The sequence below is a fragment of the Saccharopolyspora erythraea genome, from assembly GCF_018141105.1.
Lineage (GTDB): Bacteria > Actinomycetota > Actinomycetes > Mycobacteriales > Pseudonocardiaceae > Saccharopolyspora_D > Saccharopolyspora_D erythraea_A.
The window spans coordinates 7,283,929-7,305,489 of sequence record NZ_CP054839.1; the positions used below are offsets into that span (position 1 = coordinate 7,283,929).

A 21,561-nucleotide genomic window follows, 5' to 3' on the forward strand; every position below is an offset into this window, starting at 1 on the left:
CTGCACACCTCTCCCGCTTCGCTTCTCCCGCCGCACCCGTCGGCGCGGGCTGTCAGTGGATCTGGTGGCCGTCCGGCCACTCCGCCGCCGACAGGAAGTGGGCCGCCAGCCGCGCCTGCTCGCGCACCTCGTCCATCCGGTCGCCGAGCAGCGTGACGTGCCCGACCTTGCGGCCCGGGCGCTCGGCCTTGCCGTAGAGGTGGACCTTGGCCTGCGGGAAGCGGGCGAACAGGTGGTGCAGCCGCTCGTCGACGCCCATCTTCGGCTCGGTCGGCGCCCCCAGGACGTTGGCCATCACCACCGCGGGCGCGGTGAGCTCCGTGCTGCCGAGCGGGTAGTCGAGCACCGCGCGCACGTGCTGCTCGAACTGCGAGGTCCGCGCGCCCTCGATGGTCCAGTGCCCGGAGTTGTGCGGGCGCATCGCCAGCTCGTTGACCACCAGGCCGCCGTCGGTCTCGAACAGCTCCACCGCGAGCACCCCGACGACGCCGAGCGACTCGGCCACCTTCAGCGCGATGTCCTGCGCCTGCTGGGTCAGCGCCTCGGACGCGCGGGGCGCGGGCGCGAGCACCTGCACGCAGATCCCGTCCGACTGCACCGTCTCCACCAGCGGCCACACCGCGCCCTGCCCGAACGGCGAGCGCGCGACCAGCGCGGCAAGCTCGCGGCGCAGCGGAACGCGCTGCTCGACCAGCAGCGGCGAGCCGGCGTCGAGCAGCTCGGCCGTCGTGCGCTTGGCGCCTTCGGGAGTGTTGAGGACCCACACGCCACGGCCGTCGTAACCGCCGCGCGCGGTCTTGAGCACGCAGGGCCAGCCGTGCTCGGCGCCGAACTCCAGGACGTCGGCGGGCTTGGTCACCTCGGCGTAGGGCGGCACCGGCAGCCCGAGCTCGTCGAGCTTGCGGCGCATCACCAGCTTGTCCTGGGCGTGCAGCAGCGCGTCCGGCCCGGGATGCACCGCGACGCCGGCGGCGGCCAGCGCCCGCAGGTGCTCGCCTGGCACGTGCTCGTGGTCGAAGGTGACGACGTCGCAGCCCTGCGCGAAGTCCTTCAGCGCGTCCAGGTCGGTGTGGTGGCCGATCCGCACGTCCGGCGCGACGAGCGCGGCCGGATCGTCCGGCGAGGTCGCCAGCACCCGCAGCGACTGCCCCAGGGGGATCGCCGCCTGGTGGGTCATGCGTGCGAGCTGGCCACCACCGATCATGCCGACGACGGGGGTTCCGGTGCGATGGTCCACGCCGAAAAGCCTAAAGCGGTGCGCCGACCGGCCTGTGCAGGGGTTGGCCTGTCCCGCACCGCTGGGGCGCGACCGCCCTGCTGGGGCTGCCCGGGCCGGAGTGGCGGAACCCCGGGCGGCCGGAGGGCGAAGCCCCGGAAGCGGTCACGCCATCGAGGTGATCAGCGCGCACGCCTGCTCGTGCGCGGGCGGCAGTGCCACCTCCCGGACGCGGACCGGGCCGTTCATCAGCAGCGCGGGATCGTCGGCGATGCGGCGCTCGATGAGGCGCCCGAGGCGTGCGCACCTGTCGGTCGTGGACCGGCCGCGCGGTGCCAGCACCAGAGCGGTCGACGACCGCGCCAGCGACACCGTCTCGCCCGCGTCGAAGACCGCCCGCAGGACGTCGGCGGCCAGCACCATGGCCATCATCGCCGGGTAGCCGCGGTCCTCGCCCCGCACGTCGAGCGACACCTCGACCAGCGCGTGGTCCGCGTCCGGGGTGCGGCCGGACGCGCCGGCCAGCCGGTAGAGCTCGTGCAGCCTGGTCCGCAGGTACGACAGCGTGGTCAGACCGGTCAGCGGGTCCTGCACCTCGCGGCCCACGGCCAGCCGCGCGACCACGTCGGCCCAGCCCAGCGCCGTGGCGCGGACCAGGTGCGCGGGCACCGCGTCGGGGTCGGCGGACACCAGGCCGTCGTGGTCGCCGGTCATCGCCGCGTGCAGCGCCGCCAGGTCCTGCAGGGTCCCCGCGAGTCCGACGCCCGCCTCGGCCCTGGCCGCGCCCAGCTCGCCCAGCCGCTCCAGCGGGTCCGCACCGCCGACCACCGCCTCGCAGACGCGCTCGACGGCCTCCGAGGCCCAGTCGCTCGGGAACGGCCAGCCCGCCGCCAGGCTCGCCGTGCGCCAGCGGGCGCGCAACGCGCGACACTTGCCCGCAACGAGTTCCCCGTCACACCCCGGCGTCCGTTCTTCGCTGCTCAAGGCCCCTCCTTCTCACTCCCCGCGATCGGGACGCAGCAGCGGTTCGCCCATGACGGTGTAGGGGTTGGCGTTCCCGAATTGAGGTACATCACACTGATCTTCGGGTTCAGGCCGTCGTTCACGCGGCCGACGTGACTCATCGTTGACGGCTTCGAAGGAGAACAGCAGCCCGGTAGCGGCGGCCCGACAAGGGGGGTCGGTCGCCCGCCCGGGTGGGAAGGTGCGGTGTGCCGACAGCTCCGGCGGCCGGAATGCAGGGGCCCAGCGACGCGGAACTGATCGAGGCCGTGCGGCACGGCTCGACCGACGCGTACGGCGAGCTCTACCAGCGGCACGTGACCGCCGCCTACAAAATGGCCCGCCAGGTCACCCGATCCGCGGCGGAGACCGACGACCTGGTGTCTGAGGCGTTCGCGAAGGTCCTCGACACCCTGCGCGCGGGGCGCGGGCCGACGACGGCCTTCCGCGCCTACCTGCTCACCGCGGTGCGCAACACCGCCTATGACCGCGGCCGCCGGGACAAGAGGCTGCACCTGGCACCCGACGTCACCGAGGTCTCCGGCGCCGATGTCGGGGTGCCGTTCACCGACACCGCGGTCGACGGGCTGGAGCGCACGCTGGCCGCCCAGGCGTTCTCCCGGCTGCCGGAGCGCTGGCAGACCGTGCTCTGGCACGTCGAGATCGAAGGGCAGTCGCCGTCGGAGGTGGCGCCGCTGCTGGGTCTGACGGCCAACGGCGTCTCCGCCCTCGCCTACCGCGCCCGGGAGGGACTGCGGCAGGCGTACCTCCAGGTCCACCTCGGACAGCTGGAGTCCGTGCCCGGGGTGGAGCACTGCCGGGCGACGATGGACCGGCTCGGCGCGTGGACCCGGCGGGGCCTGTCGAAACGGGAGACCGCGCAGGTCGAGACCCATCTCGACGGCTGCGACCGCTGCCGCGCGCTGGCCGCCGAGCTGGCCGAGGTCAACGGCGCGCTGCACGCGATCATCGGCCCGCTCGTGCTCGGCATCGGAGCCACCGGCTACCTGGCGGTCTCCGGCGGTGCCGGAGCCGGGACGGCGGCCGCGGCCACCTCCGGCGCCGCCGGTGCGGCCGGCGCCGCGCCGAGGCAGGCCGTCACCACGACGGCGTCCGGCGCCGCGCTCGTGGCGGCCGTCGCGCTCGGGCTCACCGCGGGCACGGAGGCCCCGCGGCCGCTGGCGGCCGACCCGCCCCCGGTGCCCGCGCCCGCGCAGCCGCCGCCACGACCACCGCAGCCGCCCAGACCGAAGCCTTCGACGCCTCAGCCGCGAACGCCGCAGCCGACGCCGTCTCCCGCGCCCGCGCCACCGCCCGCCGAGGCGAACCTCGGCGCGACCGGCCCGACTGCGCCCATCCAGCTCGTCGCGGGTGGCGAAGCGGTCTCACTGCCGATCACGATCCGCAACACCGGGTCAGGGCCGTCCGAGCCGGTCTTCACCGCGCTGGCGCTGCCGCCCGGGGTGTCGGCGACCGTGCCGGGCGCCGCGACCTCGGGTCCGTTGCCACTGGCCGCCCCCGGACCGGCGTCGACGACGCCCCAGAGCGCGGCGAAGACCGCCGCACCGGTCCCGCAAGGACCGCCGCTGCGCTGCGGGGAGTCCGCTGGTGGCATCGCCTGCACGACCGACCGGGGACTCGCGCCCGGCGAGACCATGGTGATCAACTTCATGCTGCGCGCCGACTCGACGGCCACCGGCGGCGACGTCAACGCCCGGGTCAGCGCGGGTCAGAGCGTCGAGCTGCGGCTGCCGGCGGTGCCGGTGGAGGTCCGGCCGCTGCGACCCGCCGACGGGCTCGACGTCGAGGTGTCGGCCGGGGACGTGCCGTGGGTGGGCAGCCGCATCGAGATCGACGTCCGCAACACCGGCGGCGGCAGCGGGCGCGCGGAAGCGGTCGCGGAGCTGCCCGAGGGCGTGTCGGCGACCGGGCTGCCGCTGGAGTGCCAGGTCCGCTCCGACGACGAGCGGCGCGTCCGGTGCGCGGCAGAGCTGGAGCCGGGCGAGGAGTTCGACGGCGTGGTGTGGCTGACCGCCAAGCCGCTGCTGCCCTGGCCGCACGAGTTCGACCCGCACACCGGGTTCGGGTACCGCGAGATCACCGTCCCGGTGACCGCCACGCTCGGCACCGCCACCGACCGCGACACCACCGACGTGCGGCTGTGGTTCCCCTGGCACGGTTCGCCGGAGCCGGAGCCGGGCTTCCCACCGCTTCCCGGCCTCCCGCCCGGGCCGGAGCCGCCGCCCAACGGGACGCCCGAGCCGGAGCCGACCAGCGGCCCGGTGCCGACCCCCGCGCCGCCGGTCCCGACCGGCGCGGGGAAGCCGAGCCCGACGAGCGAGGCGCCCGAGCCGTCACCGGCCGACGGCCCCCAGGGCCCCGCGTGCCCGGCGCCTTGGCCGCTGCGCTCGCCTGCCACCGGATGCCCGCCACCGCTGCCGCTTCCGATCTCGGTCACGCCGCCGGACACCGGCTCGCCCGGCAGGGGGTGGCCGTTCGGGTGAACCGGACGTTTCGGCGCAGGAGTCACCTGGTCGGAGCAAATCCGTAGACTCGGGGTCGTGTCCGTTGTCGAGTCGGTGCTCGCGCGCATCCCGCAGCCGTACCGCCGGATCGCCGTCCGGCACCGTGAGCTGCTGAAATTCGGGTTGGTCGGCGGCGTCACCTTCTTCATCGACACGGCCGTGTTCTACCTGCTGAAGCTGACCGTCCTGGACCCCAAGCCGGTGACCGCGAAGGTCGTCGCCGTGCTGGTGGCCACGATCGTGTCTTACGTGCTCAACCGGGAGTGGTCGTTCCGCACGCGCGGCGGACGGGAACGCCACCACGAGGCGACGCTGTACTTCGCCGTCAGCGGCATAGGGGTCGCCCTCTACGCCGCACCGCTGTGGATCTCCCGGTACGTGCTGCACCTGCAGACGCCGTTCACCACCCGCTTCGTGGAGGAGATCGCCGACTTCACCGCCGGGCAGATCGTCGGCCTGCTGGTCGGCATGGCGTTCCGCTGGTGGGCGTTCCGCAAGTGGGTCTTCCCCGACCAGAAGGAGTCCGCCCCGCAGGAGGAGCGTCCGCTGAGCCTCAGCCGGCGCTGACCGGGCCTGTCCGACGCCGGGTCACCGCGGGGTCGAGTCGATCTTCCACGGCACGCCGAGCACGTCGTCGGCGCGAGCCAGCGGCAGGAACACCTCGAACATCGCCGGCCGGGCCTTGCTCAGCTCCAGCCGCCCACCGTCGGCCTCCACCAGGGCCCGCGCGAGCGCCAGACCGACCCCGGTCGAGCCGCCCGCCGAGAACCCGCGGTCGAAGACGAACGGCACGAGCTGGTCGGGCACCCCGGGACCGCCGTCACCGACCTCCACCACGACCATGCCGTTGCCCTGCCGCGCGGTGAGCGTGACCGTGCCCTCGCCGTGGCGCAGCGCGTTGTCCAGCAGCACCCCGATGGCCTCCCGCAGCCGCGCCGGGGTCGCGCGGGCCAGCAGCCCTTCGGGGAGCCGCAGCCGCAGCGCCCGGCTCTCCGCCCTGAGCGGGTCCCGCCACTCCGCGGCCACGTCGGCGAGCTGCGCCGACACGTCGAGGGGCTCGGCGTCCCTGGCACGGGCCGCCGTCGCCGCCGCGAGCAGGTCGTCGAGCACCGCCGACAGCCGCTCCGCCTGCTCCAGCGCGGCCGACGCCTCCTCGGCGACGTCGGCGTCCTCGGTCTGGGTCAGCGCCTCCAGCCGCAGGTGCAGCGCGGTGAGCCTGCTGCGCAACTGGTGCGAGACGTCGCCGACGAGCTCGCGTTCCCGCTGCACCAGGTGCGACAGCGCCGCGCCGGAGGCGTCGAGCGCGTCGGCGACCCGGTCCAGCTCCGGCACCTGGTGGCGCTTGGGGTCGGGCCGGAAGTCGCCCGCGCCGAGCCGCGCCGCCCGCGCCGCGACGTGGCGCAGCGGATCGGCCAGCCGCCTGGCGGTGACCGTGGCCACGACCATCCCGGTACCGGCCGACAGGACCACCAGCAGCAGCACCAGACCGGCGACCTGCAGCTGCTGCGCCCGGACCGGAGCGCTGGGCGCGGCGATCGTGACGGTCCCGCTCTTGACCGTCGGCACCATCTCGACCAGCGGGTTCTCCCCCGGGTCGGGGCCGTAGGTGTAGTCCTGGTGCTGGGTGCGCACCACCAGCCGGGCACCACCGGGCACGGCCAGCCGCGCCGCGTTCAGGTCGATCGGCCGGTGCGAGGCGATCTGCTCGTCCAGCAGCGTCGCGATCTGCTGCGCGCGGGTGGTCAGGTCGCCGCGGGTGAAGTCCTCCACCAGCTTCAGGGCGCTGAAGCCCAGCGGCAGGCCGAGGACCGCCGCGGTGACCGCGACCGCGAGGAGGATCGACAGCAGGATCCGGGTGCGCATGGTCAGTCGGCGTTGAAGCGGAAGCCGACGCCGCGGACCGTCGCGATTCGCTGGTCGTCGAACCGGCCGTTGCTGTCGCCGAGCTTGCGGCGCAGCCACGAGATGTGCATGTCGAGCGTCTTGCTGCCCTTCCGGCTGGGCTCGGGCCAGACCTCCTCGAGGATCTCCTCGCGGGTGACGACCTGGCCGGCGTGCTGCATCAGCACCCGCAGCAGTTCGAACTCCTTGTTCGCGAGCTGGATCTCGTGGTCGTCGACCAGCACCCGGCGGGCGGTCAGCTCCAGGCGGACGCCGGAGGCCTCCAGCGTCTCGGGCGACCCGCGCCGCAGCAGCGCGCGGATGCGCGCCATCAGCTCGGCGAGGCGGAAGGGCTTGGCTACGTAGTCGTCGGCGCCCGCGTCGAGCCCGACGACGAAGTCGACCTCGTCGGTGCGGGCGGTGAGCATCAGCACGGGGAGGCCGCGGCCCTGGGCGCGCAACCGGCGGCAGACTTCCAGTCCGTCCATCTCCGGCAGCCCGAGGTCCAGCACCAGCAGGTCGACCCCGCCGGAGGACGCCGCCCGCAGCGCAGCCGGCCCGTCCCCGATCACCTCGACCGAGTAGCCCTCGCGTTGCAGTGCCCTCGACAACGGCACAGCGATGGCTGGGTCGTCTTCCGCCAGCAGCACAACACTCACGCCTCCAGCGTAGAGGGCGCCGAAGATCACGGGCGGCATACGGGCGAAACGTCGGGAGTGGCCGTACGTGGCAGGATCGTCACCGACGAGTCCCGTCGATCAGGGCCGGTGAGAGCGGCTCGGTCAGGGTGAACGCCGAAGTCGTGCCACCACTGGGAAACCGGCCGTGGCAAGGCGCACCGGTGCGGGTGGTCAGCGGCGCGATGCGACGGGTGCGCGAGCCGGAGTCAGCCCGAGTGAGAGCACCCGGCCGAGCGACGGCACGCGGATCGAGCGACGGGAGACGGCTCGCGAGACGAGCGGCCGAAGCGGGCCGGGCAGTGGAAGCGGCCGAACGACGGCCCGCGGGCCGAGCGACCGGAGCGGCCGGGCGACCGAAGCGCGCCGAGCGACGGGAGCGGAAGGGCGACCGAGCGACGGCACGCGGACTGCCAGGTCAGGCGCCGGCGTGGGAACCGGGCTGTGCGGACCTCGGCGCGCGAACCGGGCGGCGGTGCGGCTCGGACGGGCGAATAAGGTGCGGGACGTGACGGACCTCGAACTCGCCCTGCACCTGGCCGACGTCGCCGACGGGATCACCACCCGCCGGTTCCTGGCCCGCGACCTGTCGGTGGACCGCAAGCCGGACCGGACTCCGGTCACCGACGCCGACCTCGCGGTGGAGGACGCGGTGCGCGAGGTGCTGGCCGAGCGCCGCCCGGACGACGTGGTCGCCGGGGAAGAGCGCGGCGGCAGCGCGGGCGAGGGCCGCGCGTGGGTCCTGGATCCCATCGACGGCACCAAGAACTTCCTGCGCGGCGTGCCTGCTTGGGCGACCCTGATCGCGCTGGTCGACGGCGGCTCGCCGACCATCGGCGTGATCAGCGCACCGGCCCTGGGCAAGCGCTGGTGGGCCGCGGCGGGCGAGGGCGCCTGGAGCAGCACCGGAGGCGGTGCCGCGCAGCGCATCTCGGTGTCGGGTGTCCGGGAGATCTCCGACGCCTACGTCTCGACCACGCACCTGGGCACCTGGGTGGAGTACCACTCCAGGGAGTCCTACCTGCGCCTGGTCGACGCCTGCTGGGAGAACCGGGCCTTCGGTGACTTCTGGCAGCACTGCCTGGTCGCGGAGGGCGCGATCGACCTCGCCGCGGAGCCGGTCGTCAACCCGTGGGACGTCGCGGCGGCGAAGGTGATCGTCGAGGAGGCCGGTGGCCGGTTCTCCGACCTGACCGGCCAGCCCCGCTACGACGGCGGCTCCGCGCTGTCCTCAAACGGCCACCTGCACGACACCGCGCTCGGGCTGCTCGGTCAGCCCTGAGCCTGCCCGCCGCTCGCCGGGCTGCCTGCGGCGTCGAGCGGTCCCACGACTCCGCGCAGCGCCTGCGTCCAGGTCAGCCTGCCGAACAAGTAGAAGCAGGCGACCTGTTCGCTGCTGAACCTGGCCCAGTCGTAGCGGTTGCCGTGCTCGCGCCAGAAGACCTCCCAGCCGGCGACGCCGTCGGCGTCCTCGCGGACCAGGCACCACCTGTCGTCGGCCTCGGCCCCGACCGAGACCAGCGCGGGCGGCACGCCCATCGACTCCAGCCAGCCGAGCACGGATTCGCTGTTCACAGCCTGACGTCCTCCTCTGCGGCCGCCTGCGCCCGGTAGATGCGCAGGGTCTGCGCCTCCGCCGTCTCCAGTTCCGCGGTCAGCTCCACCAAATACCCCAGCGCCACCAGATCGTCGACCGGGTAGGTCGTGCGGTAGCGGACACCACCGCCCGGCTGGCCGAACCACGGCGCGGCGACGCTCTGCCACACCGGCAGTTCCCGCAGCACGCGGTAGCGCCGGTAGGCGCGTTCGAGGTACGCGGGCGGCTGCGAGCGCTGCGAGAACGCGGTCGCCACCGCGGAGAGCACCCGGCCTTCGCCGTCGCCGATGCGGTCGACCACCTCGTCCGGGGGCAGGACCACGGGTTCGCCCGCCTCAACCCCGCCTTCCGGGCGGGCGTCGACCGGCGGCCACACGTGGTCGCCCTGCTTCGTGACGTACTGGCGCTCCCACTCGATCTCGCTGAGCTCGCCGAGCGGATCGTGCGTCGTGACCAGCTCCTCCGGCGCCCGCTCCGGATCCGCGCGCTCGAGATCGGCACCGCCGCGGGCGTCGCGGGCGCGAACCCGCGCGAGCGCGTCGGTGTCGTCGACCAGATCCGCCCGCGGGTGGTCCTGCGGTGGGAACCGCCCTGCGGCGTCGGCTTCCTCCCGGCACACCTGGGTGCTCGCCCGGCTGGCCGCCACCGGCATGTGGCCGATCGGGAACTGGTGCAGCACGAACGCGAGGACCTCGGGATCGCGTTCGTTGCGCCGGGGGACCCGCGGCGGGGGTTCCGGATGGGCGCCGAGCGGTGGCTGGAGCTGCCCACCGCCGGGCCGCATCCGCGGGTGCTGCGGCTGCTGGCCGTGGTGGCCGGAGTGCGCGTTGTGACCGTGCCCCTGGTAGCCGGCCGGTGGGCCCTGCGGCCCTGGCTGCCCCTGGAAACCGGGACCGCCCCGGTACTGCCCGGGTCCCGGGTTCCCCTGGCGCGGGGGCGGACCGCCCTGTCCATGGTGGACCGGCACGGCCGGGCTTCCCGGGTTGGCGGGCTTGGACTGCGGCTGGGGTTGCTGCTGTTGCTGCGGTGGCTGTTGCGGCTGCGGCTGTTGCTGCGGTGGCGCGTAGCCCGGCGGGCGCGGCGGAGCGACCGGAGGTCGCGACGGCTGCGCGCCCGGCGCGCCGGGCGCGGCACCGCCCGGCGGCGGCACGAAGTGCCCGCCCGCGGGCGGGGCGAAGCCCTGCGGCGCCGGCGCGCCGGGCGCCGGCGGGGGCGGAGCCGCCGCGCCGGACGGCGCGGAGGGCGGCGACGCCCACGCCTGGTGCACGGAGTGCGGGGCGGTGGTGGAGGCCGGGTCGTCGCCGGGGGCGGCCCAGCCGGGCTGGGCCCCGGCGACGGGGACCGGGCCGGTGCCCGCGTCGGCGAGGCCGGAGGCCCAGGAGCCGGCGGCGATGTCGATCGGACCGGTGTGCTCGGCGTCGGCCTGCCAGCGGCCGGGCCCCTGCCCCACTCCGTCGGCGGCCTGGCCTGCCGCGCCGACGGCCTGGCCCACTCCGTCGGCGGCCTGGCCCGCCCCGTCAGCGGCCTGGCCCACTCCGTCAGCGGTCTGGCCCGCCGCGCCGACGGCCTGGTCCACGGCCCCCGCGACGCCCTCCGCTCCGGCCTGGACCGCACCTCCCACGTCCGCCGCGGAGCCCGCGACGGCGTCGCCGACCTGCGCGGTCGTCCGGCCGAGTTCCGCCGACGCGTCTCCCGCGAGACCGCCTGCGCCCTCGACGACCGGCGCGGCCTCCGCAGCCAGGTCCTCCACCTGACCCGACACGGATTCCGCGGTCTGCGCGACCGGCGTCAGCGCGTCCTGGGCGGCTGCGGACGCACCGCTCAGCACGTTCCCCCCAGCACCGACCGCGGAATCCACTATGGACAAAGCGCCCGACGCCAAGTCGAGAGCGCCGCCGGAATCCACCGTCACGCCGCTGTCGATGTCCACCGCGCGGGTCAGGGTCTCGTGCACCTGCGCCAGTCCCGCCGCCGCCCGCCGGACCGCCGCGTCCAGCTCGCCCAGCGCCTGCGGGTGCCCGGCCGCCGCGGCCTGCTCGGCGGCGTCGGTGCTCTTGGCCAGCGCCACCAGCTCGCGCACCATCCGGACCTTGGCCGCGCCGATCTGCTCGGCGGCGTGGTCGAGGCGATCCGCGGCGGCGACGCACTCGGCCGCCGTCCGCGGCAGCTCGCCGTCCTCGGTCACGAAGCGGTCCCACTCCCGCCGCGCGGCCCGGGCCGCGTCGCCCTCGAACGCCGCGAGCACGCCCTGCGCGGACGCGTCGGCGTCCCGGGCGAGCGCGTCGAGCGACCGCGCGGCCTCGCGCCACGCGGTGGCGGACTCGCGCATCGCGTCCTCGTCGCCCTCCGGCCAGCGCGCCCCGGCCCTGGCGGCGGCGTCCCGGAGTTCGGCGGGAAGCTCGATCCCCATCCTCTGCTCACCCCTGTCCGGTGATCCGGCCGAGCTCTTCGGCCTGATCGCGGTCGATGCGGCGGTAGTCCGCGGCGACGCCCGCGAACTCCGACCCCAGGTCGCGCAGCGCGCCCGCGAGCCCGCCGGCCTCCTCCACCGCCCGGTCCGCCCGCTCGCGGTGGGTCGCGGCGAAGCTCGCGCCGACCTCGTCGCGGCCCCAGCACTCGCCCGCCGACTCCACAGCGTGCCGCAGGCCGTCGGCGATCCGCTGCGCTTCCGCGGCGTGTTCACCGAACTCGCCCGCGCGCTCGCCCAATCTCCCCAGGTCGCCCCGGAATCCGCTCATGACGGGTTCCGCTCTGCGCGGGCGGGCTGCCACTCGTCGTCGGCCGGCTCCTCGTCAACGGCTTCGACCGGCTCGTCCGCGGCGGGCTGGTGCGGCCCGAGCAGGACGGCCGGGTCGGTGCCCTCCGGCACGATCGGCGCGAGCGCGTCGGCCGCCCGGCGCACGACTTCGCCCGCCGCCTCCGCGGTCAGCCGCACGATCAGGGCCGACAACCGGGCGGGGTGGTAGCGCTCGTGGACGTCGTCGGACAGGTGCAGGTCCCGCAGCACGCCCTGCGGCCCGACGGTGACCTCGACGCTGCCGTCCTCGCTGCGGGCGGTCTCGGTGAGCGCAGCCAGCTCCTGGCGGGTCGTCTCGAGGCGTTCGCGGCTCCTGCGGTAGTCCGCGAGCAGTTCCGCCACCTCGGCGCGGTGATCGGTGGGCACGGCCGGTCCCCTTTCCTCGCAGGCTGGTACTCGGTCGGCAGGCGCCGGGCACCCGGACGGGCGCTGGGCGCCCGGAGGCGATCGACGCACGAGCGCGGCTCACGTTTTGGACGCGCGCCACGGCCGAATGGTTCCATGCCCGCCCGCCCCGCTGTGAGGGGCGCCGCAGCGCGGCGGAGCGGTGGACTGCGAGGATCGGGGCATGACCGGCATCGCATACGAGGATCTGACGCCCGGCCAGGTGATCGACCTGGGCAAGACCGAGATCGACCGGGACGAGATGGTCGCCTTCGCGGACCGGTTCGACCCGCAGCCGTTCCACCTCGACGAGGAGGCCGGGCGCAACTCCGTGCTCGGCGGCCTCTGCGCGTCGGGCTGGTACACCGCCTCGCTGTGGATGCGCGCCTATGTCGACCACGTGCTGGCCGGCTCGACCTCGCAGGGTTCGCCGGGCGGCAACGAACTGGCGTGGCTGGCGCCGGTCTACCCGGGTGACGTGCTGCACTTCCAGCTGGAGGTGACCGGGAAGCGCCGCTCGCGGAGCAAGCCGAACCTGGGGCTGGTCGAGATCACCGGCACCGCCGACCGCGGGCCCGACCGGGTCCTGCGGTTCTCGTTCGTCGGCCTGTTCGGCACTCGCGAGGAGGGCTGAGGCTCACCGCAGCCGGGGGTTCTCCACCCGCAGCCCCGCCGCGACGCCCGCGTGCACGGCCCGCGCCAGCGCGGAACCGACGCGCGACCTCGGCCCGCCGTAGTCCTCTGCCGCGCCGTCGGCCGGACAGAGCACGACCGTCGCGTCGGTGACCGTGCCGGTGCCCGCGACACCGGCTTCCAGCAGGGCCTGCGCCTTCGCCTCCGCGACCGTGGCGACCGCGTTGACCAGCGCCGCCTCGCCGAGCCGCACCGGCGACCAGCAGACCGCGTTGATCGTGCCCGGGCTCCACGCCGACGACTCGGCGGCGACGCGCTCGCCGTCGGCGGCGGCCCAGACCGGATGGCTGACTCCCGTCGTCACGCTCGCGCGGACGCCGGAGTCGGCCGAGGTGACCTCGTGGCGGACGTCGACCGCCGTGAGCATGCCGGTGCCGGGGCCCGAAAGCCCGAGCTCGGCGGCCATCTCGCGCACGTGCGCGCCCGGGTCGGGGTGGTCGTAGTTGGTGCCGACCGTGGCGTTGAGCACCCACGCCCGCTCACCGATCCCTCCGCCCAGCACGGCGGAGGAGATCGCCAGCCATGGGCGGTCGCAGCGCCACACGAGGACGGGACGCGACTCGACGAGGCGCAGGCGGTGCTCGACGCCGATCACGAGGAGCCTCCGCGGCCCGGCGTCCCCGCGGGCGGACCGCCGCTCACTGCCCTGCCAGGGCCTTGACGACCCGCGACGGGCTGGGCCTGCCGAGGTGCCCGGCCATCCAGACGCTGGTCTCCACCAGAGCATCGAGGTCGACACCGTGCTCGATGCCGAGCCCGTCGAGCATCCACACCAGGTCCTCGGTGGCGAGGTTGCCGGTGGCCGACTTGGCGTACGGGCAGCCGCCGAGACCACCCGCCGACGCATCCACAGTGGACACACCGACGCGCAGCGCGGCGTAGGTGTTGGCCAGCGCCTGGCCGTAGGTGTCGTGGAAGTGCACCGCCAGCCGCTCGACGCCGACGCCCGCACCGGCGAAGGTGCGCAGCAGCGTCTCGACGTGCCCCGGCGTGGCCACCCCGATGGTGTCGCCGATCGAGAGCTGGTCGCAGCCCATGTCCAGCAGCCGCTTGCCGACGGAGACGACCTGGTCGACGTCGACCGCGCCTTCCCACGGGTCGCCGAAGGCCATCGAGATGTAACCGCGCACCCGCAGCCCCTCGGCCACCGCGCGCCGCACCACCGGGTCGAACATCACGAACTGCTCGTCCAGGCCGCGGTTGAGGTTGCGGCGGGTGAAGGTCTCGGTCGCCGAGGCGAAGACCGCGATGTCGCCCACCCCCGACTCCAACGCGCGGTCGAGCCCCCGCGAGTTCGGCACCAGCACCGGGTAGCGCACGCCCTCCTGGCGCCGCAGACCGTCGAGCACCTCTCCCGCGTCGGCGAGCTGCGGGACCCATTCCGGCCGCACGAAGCTGGTGGTCTCCACCACCGGCAGCCCGGCGTCGGCCAGCCGGTGCAGGAACTCGATCTTGATCTCGGCGGGGACCACGCCGGACTCGTTCTGCAGGCCGTCGCGGGGGCCGACCTCCCAGATGGTCACCGAGGCCGGCAGCCCCTCCGGCTCCGGCGAGGTCACCGTCATCGGCAACCCCAGCTCTCGCGTTCCCATCAGCGCTCCTCCAAGGTCTGGCCGCACGCCCGCGCATGTGCCGTGCGGGTCCGCGGGCCGCTGCGATGATTCCCTGCTCGACGCCGGGCCCGCCGGGATACCGGCTCCGGGGCGGCGCCGCCCCATGGTTTCACCGCGCCGTGTCCCGGACCACCCATCGCCGCGGGCCGGAGGCGACCGGCCTCACGCGTCCTCCTGGTCGGGCTGGCTGATCTCGCGGTGCAGCAGGGTGTGCACCTTCTCCACCGCCGGGATGTCGTCGAACTCCAGCGGGTCGTCGGAGGCCGACTCCACGACGAGCGTGCCGCAGCCGACCAGCCGGTCCAGCAGCCCGTGCCGGAACCGGACGCTGCTGATCCGGCCGAGCGGGATGTCCACTCCGCTGCGGGTGAAAACCCCCTCGCGCACCATCAGGCGGTCGGTGGTGATCACGAAGTGCGTGGTGCGCCACCGCAGCAGCGGCGCGACGGTGAGCCAGACGACCATGATCGCCGCGACGACCGCGAGCACGACCCAGACCGGCAGGTGCCAGCTCAGCGGCGCGGCCAGCGCCGCCAGGTAAGCGGCGCCTCCGACCACCACCAGCAGCGCCAGCACCGGCAGCACCAGCATCTTCCAGTGCGGGTGCTTGTGCACGACCACGTGCTCGTGCTCGCCGAGCAGCGCGTCAGGGTAGGCCACCGGATTCCTCCTCAGCCGGTCGAGCGCCCGCACGCGGTCCGAGGCGGACCGCCGGACGCGGGCCAGCGTCGCGCATCAGGGATCACGGTACCGGCAGAACGGCTACGCGGGACGGAGGTGAACGACGTCACCCGCCGACACGGCCTTGCTCACCCCACCGGGTCCGCGCACCACCAGGCGGCCCTCCCGGTCGACCGACTCGGCGGTGCCCAGCAGGTCGTCGCGCCCGAACTCCACCCGCACCCGCTTGCCGATCGTGGCGCACCAGCGCTGGTAGCGATCGAGGAGACCGGTGGATACCACGTCGCCGGACCTCGCCCGCCACTCGTCGTCGACGGCGGCGAACGCCTCGAGCAAGCCGGCCGCGAAGTCCTCGCGGTCTACGTCGGCGCCCTCGGCCGCCAGCGAGGTCGCGGGCAGGCCGCCCGCACCGGCGGGCAGCTCCTCGCGGCTGTGGTGGACGTTGACTCCCATGCCGAGCACCACCGCCATGCCGTCGGGCGCCGCGATGGCCTCGGCGAGGATCCCGGCGCCCTTGTGCCACTGGTCGCCGCCGCCCAGCAGCAGGTCGTTCGGCCACTTCAGGGCGGCGCGGACCCCGGTGGTGCGCTCGACGGTCTCGGCCAGCGCCACCCCGGCGATCAGCGGCAGCCACGCCATCGACGTCACGGGAACCTCCGGGCGCAGCAGGACGCTGACGTGCAGGCCGTAGCCGCGCGGGGAGATCCACTGCCGCTGCATCCGGCCGCGGCCCTGCTGCTGCTCCTCGGCGATCAGCACGGTCCGGTCGGCGGCGCCCTCGTGCGCCGCCTTGGCCAGGTCGGTGTTGGTCGAGCCCGTCACCGTCACGACGTCGAGGGCCGCGTAGGGCCCGGCGTCGACCAGTCGCGCCCGCAGTCGTCCGCCGTCCAGCATCACCGGTTCACCCACGTGGCAAGCCTACGAAAAGCGCGCCGGGCCCGGGGACGGGTCCACCCGCCCGGAGCCCGGCGCGTTGTCCGGCAAGCGGCGGCAGCCGCTTGCGGTGTGGGACTCACCGTGCGCCGCTGGGCGACCCACTGCGCAAACCGGGTCGCTCGGCATCGCCATCAGTCGTAGCTCAGGCCGTATGCGTATGGGAACAAGGGGTCCTTGCCGTCTCCGTCGTTGATCGGGAGCTGGTCGAAGGAGCGCATCCAGGTCGTCGGCAGCTTGCCCGTCGGGTTGTGGTCGCCGAAGAGCACGTCGGCCACGCCCTGGCCCTCCGAGCCCGGCAGCCACGACGCCAGCAGCGCGTTCCAGCCGTCCACCTCGCCCGCGATGTCCAGCGGCCTGCCCGACACCGTGACGACCACGACCGGGACGCCCGACGCGCGCAGCTTGGCGATGGTGGCGCGGTCCTCCTCGTCGAGCCCGAGGCCGTCGGGACGGTCGCCCTCGAACTCCGCGTACGGGGTCTCGCCGACCACCGCGATCGCCGCCCGGTAGCTGCCGTCGATGCCGTTGCCGTGGCGGTCGTAGGTGACCTCCGAGCCGCTCGCCGCCGCCCGGATGCCCTCCAGGATCGTGGTGCCCTCGGTGATGTCGCCGCTGGAGCCCTGCCAGGAGATCGTCCAGCCGCCGCTCTGGTTGCCGATGTCGTCGGCGTTCTTGCCCGCCACGAACAGCTTCCCGCCGTCCTTGGCCAGCGGCAGCACGCCGTCGTTGCGCAGCAGCACCTGCGACTCGCGCACGGCCTGCCTGGCCAGCTCGCGGTGCTCGGCGCTGCCGACGGTCGGCAGCAGGTCGCGCTGGGCGAACGGCCGCTCGAACAGCCCCAGCTCGAACTTCTTGGTCAGGATGCGCCGGTTGGCGTCGTCGATGCGCTCCGCAGGCACCTGCCCGGCCTCGACCTCGGCCCGCAGGTAGTCGATGAACTTCTCGTGGCGGCTGGACATCATGAACATGTCGATGCCCGCGTTGACCGACGCCCGCACCTCGTCGGGGGTGAAGTCCTCCTGGCCGTCGAGCTTGTCGATGGCGTCGTAGTCGGAGACCACCAGTCCGCTGAAGCCGAGCTCGCCCTTGAGCACATCGTTGACCAGGTAGGAGCTGGCGTGCAGCTTCTCGCCGTTCCAGCTGCTGTAGGAGACCATGACCGACCCGACGCCGCGGGCGATGGCCTCCCGGAACGGAGGCAGGTGGATCTCCCGCAGCTCCTGCTCGCCGATCTCGGTGTTGCCCTGGTCGTCGCCGCCGGTCGTGCCGCCGTCGCCGACGTAGTGCTTGGCGGTTGCCATGACCGAGCTCGGCGTGGCGCCCAGCACCTCGCCCTGCAGCCCCGTCACCGCGCCGGTCATCGCCGAGGCGTTCTCGGGCTTCTCGCCGAACGACTCGTAGGTGCGTCCCCAGCGGTCGTCGCGGGCCACGCACACGCACGGCGCGAACGACCAGTCGATGCCGGTGGCGGCGACCTCCTGCGCGGTGGCCGCGCCGATCCGCTGGACCAGGTCCGGGTTTCCGGTGGCCCCGAGGCCGATGTTGTGCGGGTAGATCGTCGCCCCATGCACGTTGTTGTGGCCGTGCACCGCGTCCACGCCGTAGATCAGCGGTATGCCGAGCGGGGTCGAGAGCGCCGCGCGCTGGTAGGAGTCGTACATGTCCGCCCACGCCTGCGGCGTGTTCGGCTCCGGCGCCGAGCCGCCGCCGCTGAGCACCGACCCGATGCGGTGGTCGGCGACGGCCTGCGGTCCGGCGGCCTTGCGCTCGACCTGCACCATCTGGCCGAGCTTGTCGTCCAGCGACATCCGGGCCATCAGGTCGTCGACCCGGTCGGGGACCGGTAGCCGCGGGTCGCGGTAGGCCGGGCGGCCGCCGTCGGCGGACGGCACGGCGGCGGCGGTGAGCAGCACGGTCGCCGCCAGCCCCACCAGGGTGGCGACCGCCCGGCGGGCGCGGGGGATTCGGGCAAGGGGCATCGCAAGATCCTCCTCGTGAGCGAGGTCTCCAGTGTCGTGGGAGCGCTCTCACGCACCAATCGGCCGATCGGCCCCACCGCTGCCACCCAACGGGCCGGTGTTGACCACCGCCGTACCGATCGGTACGGTCACCTGCGTACCGATCGGTACGGCGCGGGAGGGACTCCGATGACGGGCGAGGGACGGACACCGGCGGGACAGCGCGTGTGGGAAACCGCCCACGAGCTGTTCTACCGCGAAGGCGTGCGGTCGTGCGGTGTCGCCGAGATCGCCGAGCACTCCGGCGTGGGGAAGCCGAGCATCTACCGCAACTTCGGTTCGAAGGACGAACTGGCGGTCGCCTACCTCCGGGAGAAGGCGGTGCCGCCCCGGGAAATCCTGCGGGCGGCGCGAGAGGCGTTCCCCGGCGATGCCCGGGCCCAGCTCCGCCACGTGGTCGGGCAGATCGCCCGCGAGATCACCGCAGCCGGCCATCGCGGGTGCCCGCTGGCCAACGCCGTCGTGGAGTTCCCCGACCGGACGCACCCGGTGCGCGAGGCGGCCGAGGCGCTGAAGCACGAGTACCTCGGCCTGTTCACCGAGCTCGTCGCTCCCCTCCCCGTCGACGATCCGGAGAACCTGGCCCACCTGATCCAGATGCTCGTCGAGGGCGCCCACATCACCGGACAGATCTTCGCCCCCGACCGCTCCGCCGCGAACCTCGTCGACGCCACCGACCGGCTCGTCGAGTCCTACCTGCGCCGCTGAGCACGACTGACGAGGAAGGTCATGACCACCCTGACCGGCTATGCCGACCAGCTGATCCGCAACCGGCGCGCCGTTCGCGCGTTCCGACCGGACCCGGTTCCCGACGAGACCCTGCGCGCGGTGTTCTCGCTGGCGGGTGCGGCGCCGTCCAACTCCAACACCCAGCCGTGGCACGTCGAGGTCGTCAGCGGCTCCGCCCGCGACCGGCTCGGCGAAGCGCTGCTGGACGCACATGCGCGCGGAGCCGTCTCCACGGACTTCCCCTACCGGGAAGACCTGTACGTCGGGACCTACGCCCGGCGGCGCAGGGAAGCGGGCGCTGCGATGTACGCCGCGCTGGGAATCAGCCGCGAGGACCACGAAGCCCGCGCGGCCTACGACGCCGAAAGCCTGCGCTTCTACGGTGCGCCCCACGTCGCGTTCCTGTTCCTGCCGCCGAACGCCGAAGCGCGCATGGCGGCCGATCTCGGCATGTACGGGCAGACCCTCCTGCTGGCGCTGGCCGCGCACGGCATCGCGAGCTGCCCGCAGGGCCTGCTGAGCTTCTACGCCGACACCGTCCGCGAAGCACTCGGCGTAAGCGACCGCAAGTTGCTGTTCGGGGTTTCCTTCGGCTACGCCGACCCGTCCGCGCCCGTCAACCACATCACCATCCCCCGCGCGGACCTCGCCGAGAGCACGCGGTTCCACTCGTAGGCAACCCTGCGGGCTCGCCGAGGCGCTGTCGGCCGCAGGCATCCGTTCGGAGGGTCGGCTGGTCTGATCGACAGCCCGACTTTCGCCTGTAGTGGCCGCGTGATCACCGGCCTACGCTCCCCCGGCCAACCCGAACCGGAGGTGCAAACGCCGTGCCCGAAGCCCGCTGGTCCGCACTGCTGTGCGGCATCCCGCTCGTAGTCGCCGCCATGACACCGCAGGCGGGGGCCACCCCGCAGCCGACGCCCGAGCCGGGCGTCGGGGTCTCCCAACCCGTGTTCACCGCCGAACCCGTCCGCGAGACCGTGTGGGTGGAGACGGGCCTGGACGGCGACGGTGACGGAGTCCTCGACCGGGTGGCCGCCGACATCGCCCGGCCGGCGGGCACCGACGCCCGGGTGCCGGTGATCATGGACGCGAGCCCCTACTACTCCTGCTGCGGACGCGGCAACGAGTCCGAGCGCAAGACCTACGACGACCAGGGCCGCCCGGTCGGCTTCCCGCTGTTCTACGACAACTACTTCATCCCCCGCGGCTACGCGACCGTGCTGGTCGACCTCGCGGGCACGAACCGCTCGCAGGGCTGCGTCGACGTCGGCGGCCCGTCCGACGTCACCTCCGCCCGCGCGGTGGTCGACTGGCTCAACGGCCGCGCCAAGGGCTTCGACAGCTCCGACGGCGGCAGGCCGGTCGAGGCGCCGTGGACGACCGGCGACGTCGGCATGATCGGCAAGTCCTACGACGGGACCATCGCCAACGGGGTCGCCGCCACCGGCGTCGAGGGGCTGCGGACCATCGTGCCGATCGGCGCGATCAGCTCCTGGTACGACTACTACCGCTCCGACGGCGTCTCGTTCGGTTTCGACCCCGTCGGGCTCGCCCGGACCGTCGAGGAGGGCGGCAGGCCGGACTGCGACCCGGCCAAGCACAACCTGGTCGACGGCGCACCGGCCAACGGCGACATGACTCCACTGTGGAGCGAGCGGAACCACGTGCCGGACGCGGGCAACGTGCGGGCGAGCGTGTTCGCCGTGCACGGGCAGGGCGATCTCAACGTCAAGATGCTCCAGTTCGGACAGTGGTGGGACGCGCTGGCCCGCGGCGGCGTCGAGCGCAAGGTCTGGCTGAGCCAGACCGGCCACGTCGACCCGTTCGACTTCCGGCGCGAGGAGTGGGTGCGCACGCTGCACCGCTGGTTCGACCACTACCTGCTCGGCATGGACGACGGCATCGAGAAGGAGCCCGCGGCCAGTGTCGAACGGGCGCCCGACCAGTGGAGCGACGAACCGGCCTGGGGCGGCGAGCAGGCCCGGCCCACCACGCTGCACCCGCGACCGGGCTCGACCGGCGGACTCGGCGAGCTCGGCCCGGAACCGGGACGGGGCAGCGCCTCGTTCACCGACGACCCGCGCCTCGGCGAGTACGACTGGGCCGCGCGGCCGGACCAGCCCTCGCCGGCCAGGACGCTGTTCACCACGGGCCCGCTCGAACAGGACATGCGGATCGCGGGAACCGGCTCGGTGACCGTCGCGGCCAAGCCTGGCACCGACACCGCGCACCTCTCGGCGATGCTCGTCGACTACGGCCCCGCCACCACGCGCGACTACCTCGGCCAGGGCGAGGGCATCCGCAACACGGGAACGGAGTCGTGCTGGGGGGAGAGCCGTCCCGGCGACGACGCCTGCTACACCGACACCGAGGCGACCAGGTCCGATGTGGACTTCGAGATCATCGCCCGCGGCTGGGCCGACCTGGCCAACCACGAGTCGCTGTCCGATGAGCGGCCGCTGCGGCCGGGAACCCCGTACGAGATGACGTTCCGGCTCGCGACCACCGACCACGTGGTGCCCGCGGGGCACCGGCTCGCGCTGATCATCGGCGGTACCGACAAGGAGTTCATCGTCGCCCCGTCCCGGCCCGGCGAGATCGGCCTGGACCTTTCGGGAACCTCGGTCACGCTGCCGGTCGTCGGCGGCGCCTCGCCGCACACCACGGCGACGTCCCCGGCGGGACCGCCGGTCGTGCGGCCGGACCGCGCGCCGCAGCAGCCGGACGTCCAGCTCAACCGCCCGTAGCGCGCACGCGGGGTTTGCCGGATTCCTCGGAACCGGCACACCCCTGCTGCGTGGACGGTGGA

Annotated in this window: 20 protein-coding genes; 7 read left to right on the forward strand and 13 right to left on the reverse strand. The window is 74.1% G+C overall.

Annotated elements, in window-relative coordinates:
• Positions 1 to 52: 52 nt before the first annotated feature.
• Together HUO13_RS32545 and HUO13_RS32550 are read right to left on the reverse strand one after the other, a co-directional pair.
• Positions 53 to 1,237, reverse strand: coding sequence for a 5-(carboxyamino)imidazole ribonucleotide synthase (locus HUO13_RS32545; protein WP_211898731.1), 1,185 nt, complete (start codon positions 1,235 to 1,237; stop codon positions 53 to 55).
• A gap of 144 nt (positions 1,238 to 1,381) precedes the next feature.
• Positions 1,382 to 2,200 carry a hypothetical protein gene (locus HUO13_RS32550; RefSeq protein WP_249124236.1) on the reverse strand — a complete coding sequence of 273 codons (819 nt, stop codon included), beginning with the start codon at positions 2,198 to 2,200 and terminating at the stop codon, positions 1,382 to 1,384.
• A 227-nt stretch (positions 2,201 to 2,427) separates the two neighbouring features.
• On the opposite strand from HUO13_RS32550, the gene HUO13_RS32555 reads away from it, so the two are divergent.
• On the forward strand, positions 2,428 to 4,722 hold the full coding sequence (locus HUO13_RS32555) for a sigma-70 family RNA polymerase sigma factor (RefSeq protein WP_249124237.1): 2,295 nt from the start codon (positions 2,428 to 2,430) through the stop codon (positions 4,720 to 4,722).
• Positions 4,723 to 4,779: 57 nt separating this feature from the next.
• The gene (locus HUO13_RS32560; RefSeq protein WP_211898732.1) at positions 4,780 to 5,310 is read left to right on the forward strand and encodes a GtrA family protein; all 531 of its coding nucleotides are present in this window, start codon (positions 4,780 to 4,782) and stop codon (positions 5,308 to 5,310) included.
• 21 nt (positions 5,311 to 5,331) lie between these two features.
• Here the strand turns inward: HUO13_RS32560 and HUO13_RS32565 are convergent, their stop codons facing one another.
• Positions 5,332 to 6,606 carry an ATP-binding protein gene (locus HUO13_RS32565; protein ID WP_211898733.1) on the reverse strand — a complete coding sequence of 425 codons (1,275 nt, stop codon included), beginning with the start codon at positions 6,604 to 6,606 and terminating at the stop codon, positions 5,332 to 5,334.
• A 2-nt stretch (positions 6,607 to 6,608) separates the two neighbouring features.
• Positions 6,609 to 7,283, reverse strand: coding sequence for a response regulator transcription factor (locus HUO13_RS32570; RefSeq protein ID WP_029621864.1), 675 nt, complete (start codon positions 7,281 to 7,283; stop codon positions 6,609 to 6,611).
• A 517-nt stretch (positions 7,284 to 7,800) separates the two neighbouring features.
• Here HUO13_RS32570 and hisN point away from each other — a divergent pair.
• Complete coding sequence (gene hisN / locus HUO13_RS32575) at positions 7,801 to 8,583, forward strand: histidinol-phosphatase (protein WP_211898734.1); 783 nt, start codon at positions 7,801 to 7,803, stop codon at positions 8,581 to 8,583.
• Here the strand turns inward: hisN and HUO13_RS32580 are convergent.
• The 4 genes from HUO13_RS32580 to HUO13_RS32595 are packed head-to-tail and all read right to left on the reverse strand — an operon-like array spanning position 8,574 to position 12,061.
• A complete protein-coding gene (locus HUO13_RS32580) occupies positions 8,574 to 8,876 on the reverse strand; it encodes a hypothetical protein (protein WP_211898735.1) in 303 nt (100 codons plus the stop codon). The two genes, hisN and HUO13_RS32580, sit on opposite strands and share 10 nt — an antisense overlap.
• Positions 8,873 to 11,308 carry a glycohydrolase toxin TNT-related protein gene (locus tag HUO13_RS38215; protein WP_211898736.1) on the reverse strand — a complete coding sequence of 812 codons (2,436 nt, stop codon included), beginning with the start codon at positions 11,306 to 11,308 and terminating at the stop codon, positions 8,873 to 8,875. The genes HUO13_RS32580 and HUO13_RS38215 overlap by 4 nt, the downstream gene beginning before the upstream one ends.
• A 7-nt stretch (positions 11,309 to 11,315) precedes the next feature.
• A complete protein-coding gene (locus HUO13_RS32590) occupies positions 11,316 to 11,636 on the reverse strand; it encodes a WXG100 family type VII secretion target (RefSeq protein WP_011875059.1) in 321 nt (106 codons plus the stop codon).
• Complete coding sequence (locus HUO13_RS32595) at positions 11,633 to 12,061, reverse strand: YbaB/EbfC family nucleoid-associated protein (protein WP_211898738.1); 429 nt, start codon at positions 12,059 to 12,061, stop codon at positions 11,633 to 11,635. The genes HUO13_RS32590 and HUO13_RS32595 overlap by 4 nt, the downstream gene beginning before the upstream one ends.
• A gap of 202 nt (positions 12,062 to 12,263) precedes the next feature.
• On the opposite strand from HUO13_RS32595, the gene HUO13_RS32600 reads away from it, so the two are divergent.
• Positions 12,264 to 12,713, forward strand: a complete 450-nt coding sequence (locus tag HUO13_RS32600) for a MaoC family dehydratase (RefSeq protein WP_211898739.1) — start codon at positions 12,264 to 12,266, stop codon at positions 12,711 to 12,713.
• A gap of 3 nt (positions 12,714 to 12,716) precedes the next feature.
• Here the strand turns inward: HUO13_RS32600 and HUO13_RS32605 are convergent, their stop codons facing one another.
• From HUO13_RS32605 to HUO13_RS32625, 5 genes are all read right to left on the reverse strand, one after another.
• Positions 12,717 to 13,367: an adenosylcobinamide amidohydrolase gene (locus HUO13_RS32605; protein WP_211898740.1), complete on the reverse strand. Its 651-nt coding sequence runs from the start codon at positions 13,365 to 13,367 to the stop codon at positions 12,717 to 12,719.
• A gap of 43 nt (positions 13,368 to 13,410) precedes the next feature.
• Positions 13,411 to 14,364, reverse strand: coding sequence for a hydroxymethylglutaryl-CoA lyase (locus HUO13_RS32610; protein WP_211898741.1), 954 nt, complete (start codon positions 14,362 to 14,364; stop codon positions 13,411 to 13,413).
• Between the two features lie 183 nt (positions 14,365 to 14,547).
• On the reverse strand, positions 14,548 to 15,045 hold the full coding sequence (locus HUO13_RS32615; RefSeq protein WP_211898742.1) for a PH domain-containing protein: 498 nt from the start codon (positions 15,043 to 15,045) through the stop codon (positions 14,548 to 14,550).
• Between the two features lie 102 nt (positions 15,046 to 15,147).
• Entirely contained in the window at positions 15,148 to 15,975 is an 828-nt protein-coding gene (locus HUO13_RS32620; RefSeq protein WP_211898743.1) for a biotin--[acetyl-CoA-carboxylase] ligase, read from the reverse strand.
• A gap of 158 nt (positions 15,976 to 16,133) precedes the next feature.
• Complete coding sequence (locus HUO13_RS32625; protein WP_211898744.1) at positions 16,134 to 17,981, reverse strand: glycoside hydrolase family 3 protein; 1,848 nt, start codon at positions 17,979 to 17,981, stop codon at positions 16,134 to 16,136.
• 168 nt (positions 17,982 to 18,149) lie between these two features.
• Here HUO13_RS32625 and HUO13_RS32630 point away from each other — a divergent pair, with 168 nt between their 5' ends.
• The 3 genes from HUO13_RS32630 (at position 18,150) to HUO13_RS32640 (ending at position 21,499) form a co-directional block, all read left to right on the forward strand.
• Positions 18,150 to 18,728, forward strand: coding sequence for a TetR/AcrR family transcriptional regulator (locus HUO13_RS32630; RefSeq protein WP_211898745.1), 579 nt, complete (start codon positions 18,150 to 18,152; stop codon positions 18,726 to 18,728).
• 21 nt (positions 18,729 to 18,749) lie between these two features.
• Complete coding sequence (locus HUO13_RS32635) at positions 18,750 to 19,424, forward strand: nitroreductase (RefSeq protein ID WP_211898746.1); 675 nt, start codon at positions 18,750 to 18,752, stop codon at positions 19,422 to 19,424.
• Positions 19,425 to 19,576: 152 nt separating this feature from the next.
• Entirely contained in the window at positions 19,577 to 21,499 is a 1,923-nt protein-coding gene (locus HUO13_RS32640) for a Xaa-Pro dipeptidyl-peptidase (protein ID WP_211898747.1), read from the forward strand.
• Positions 21,500 to 21,561: the final 62 nt, after the last annotated feature.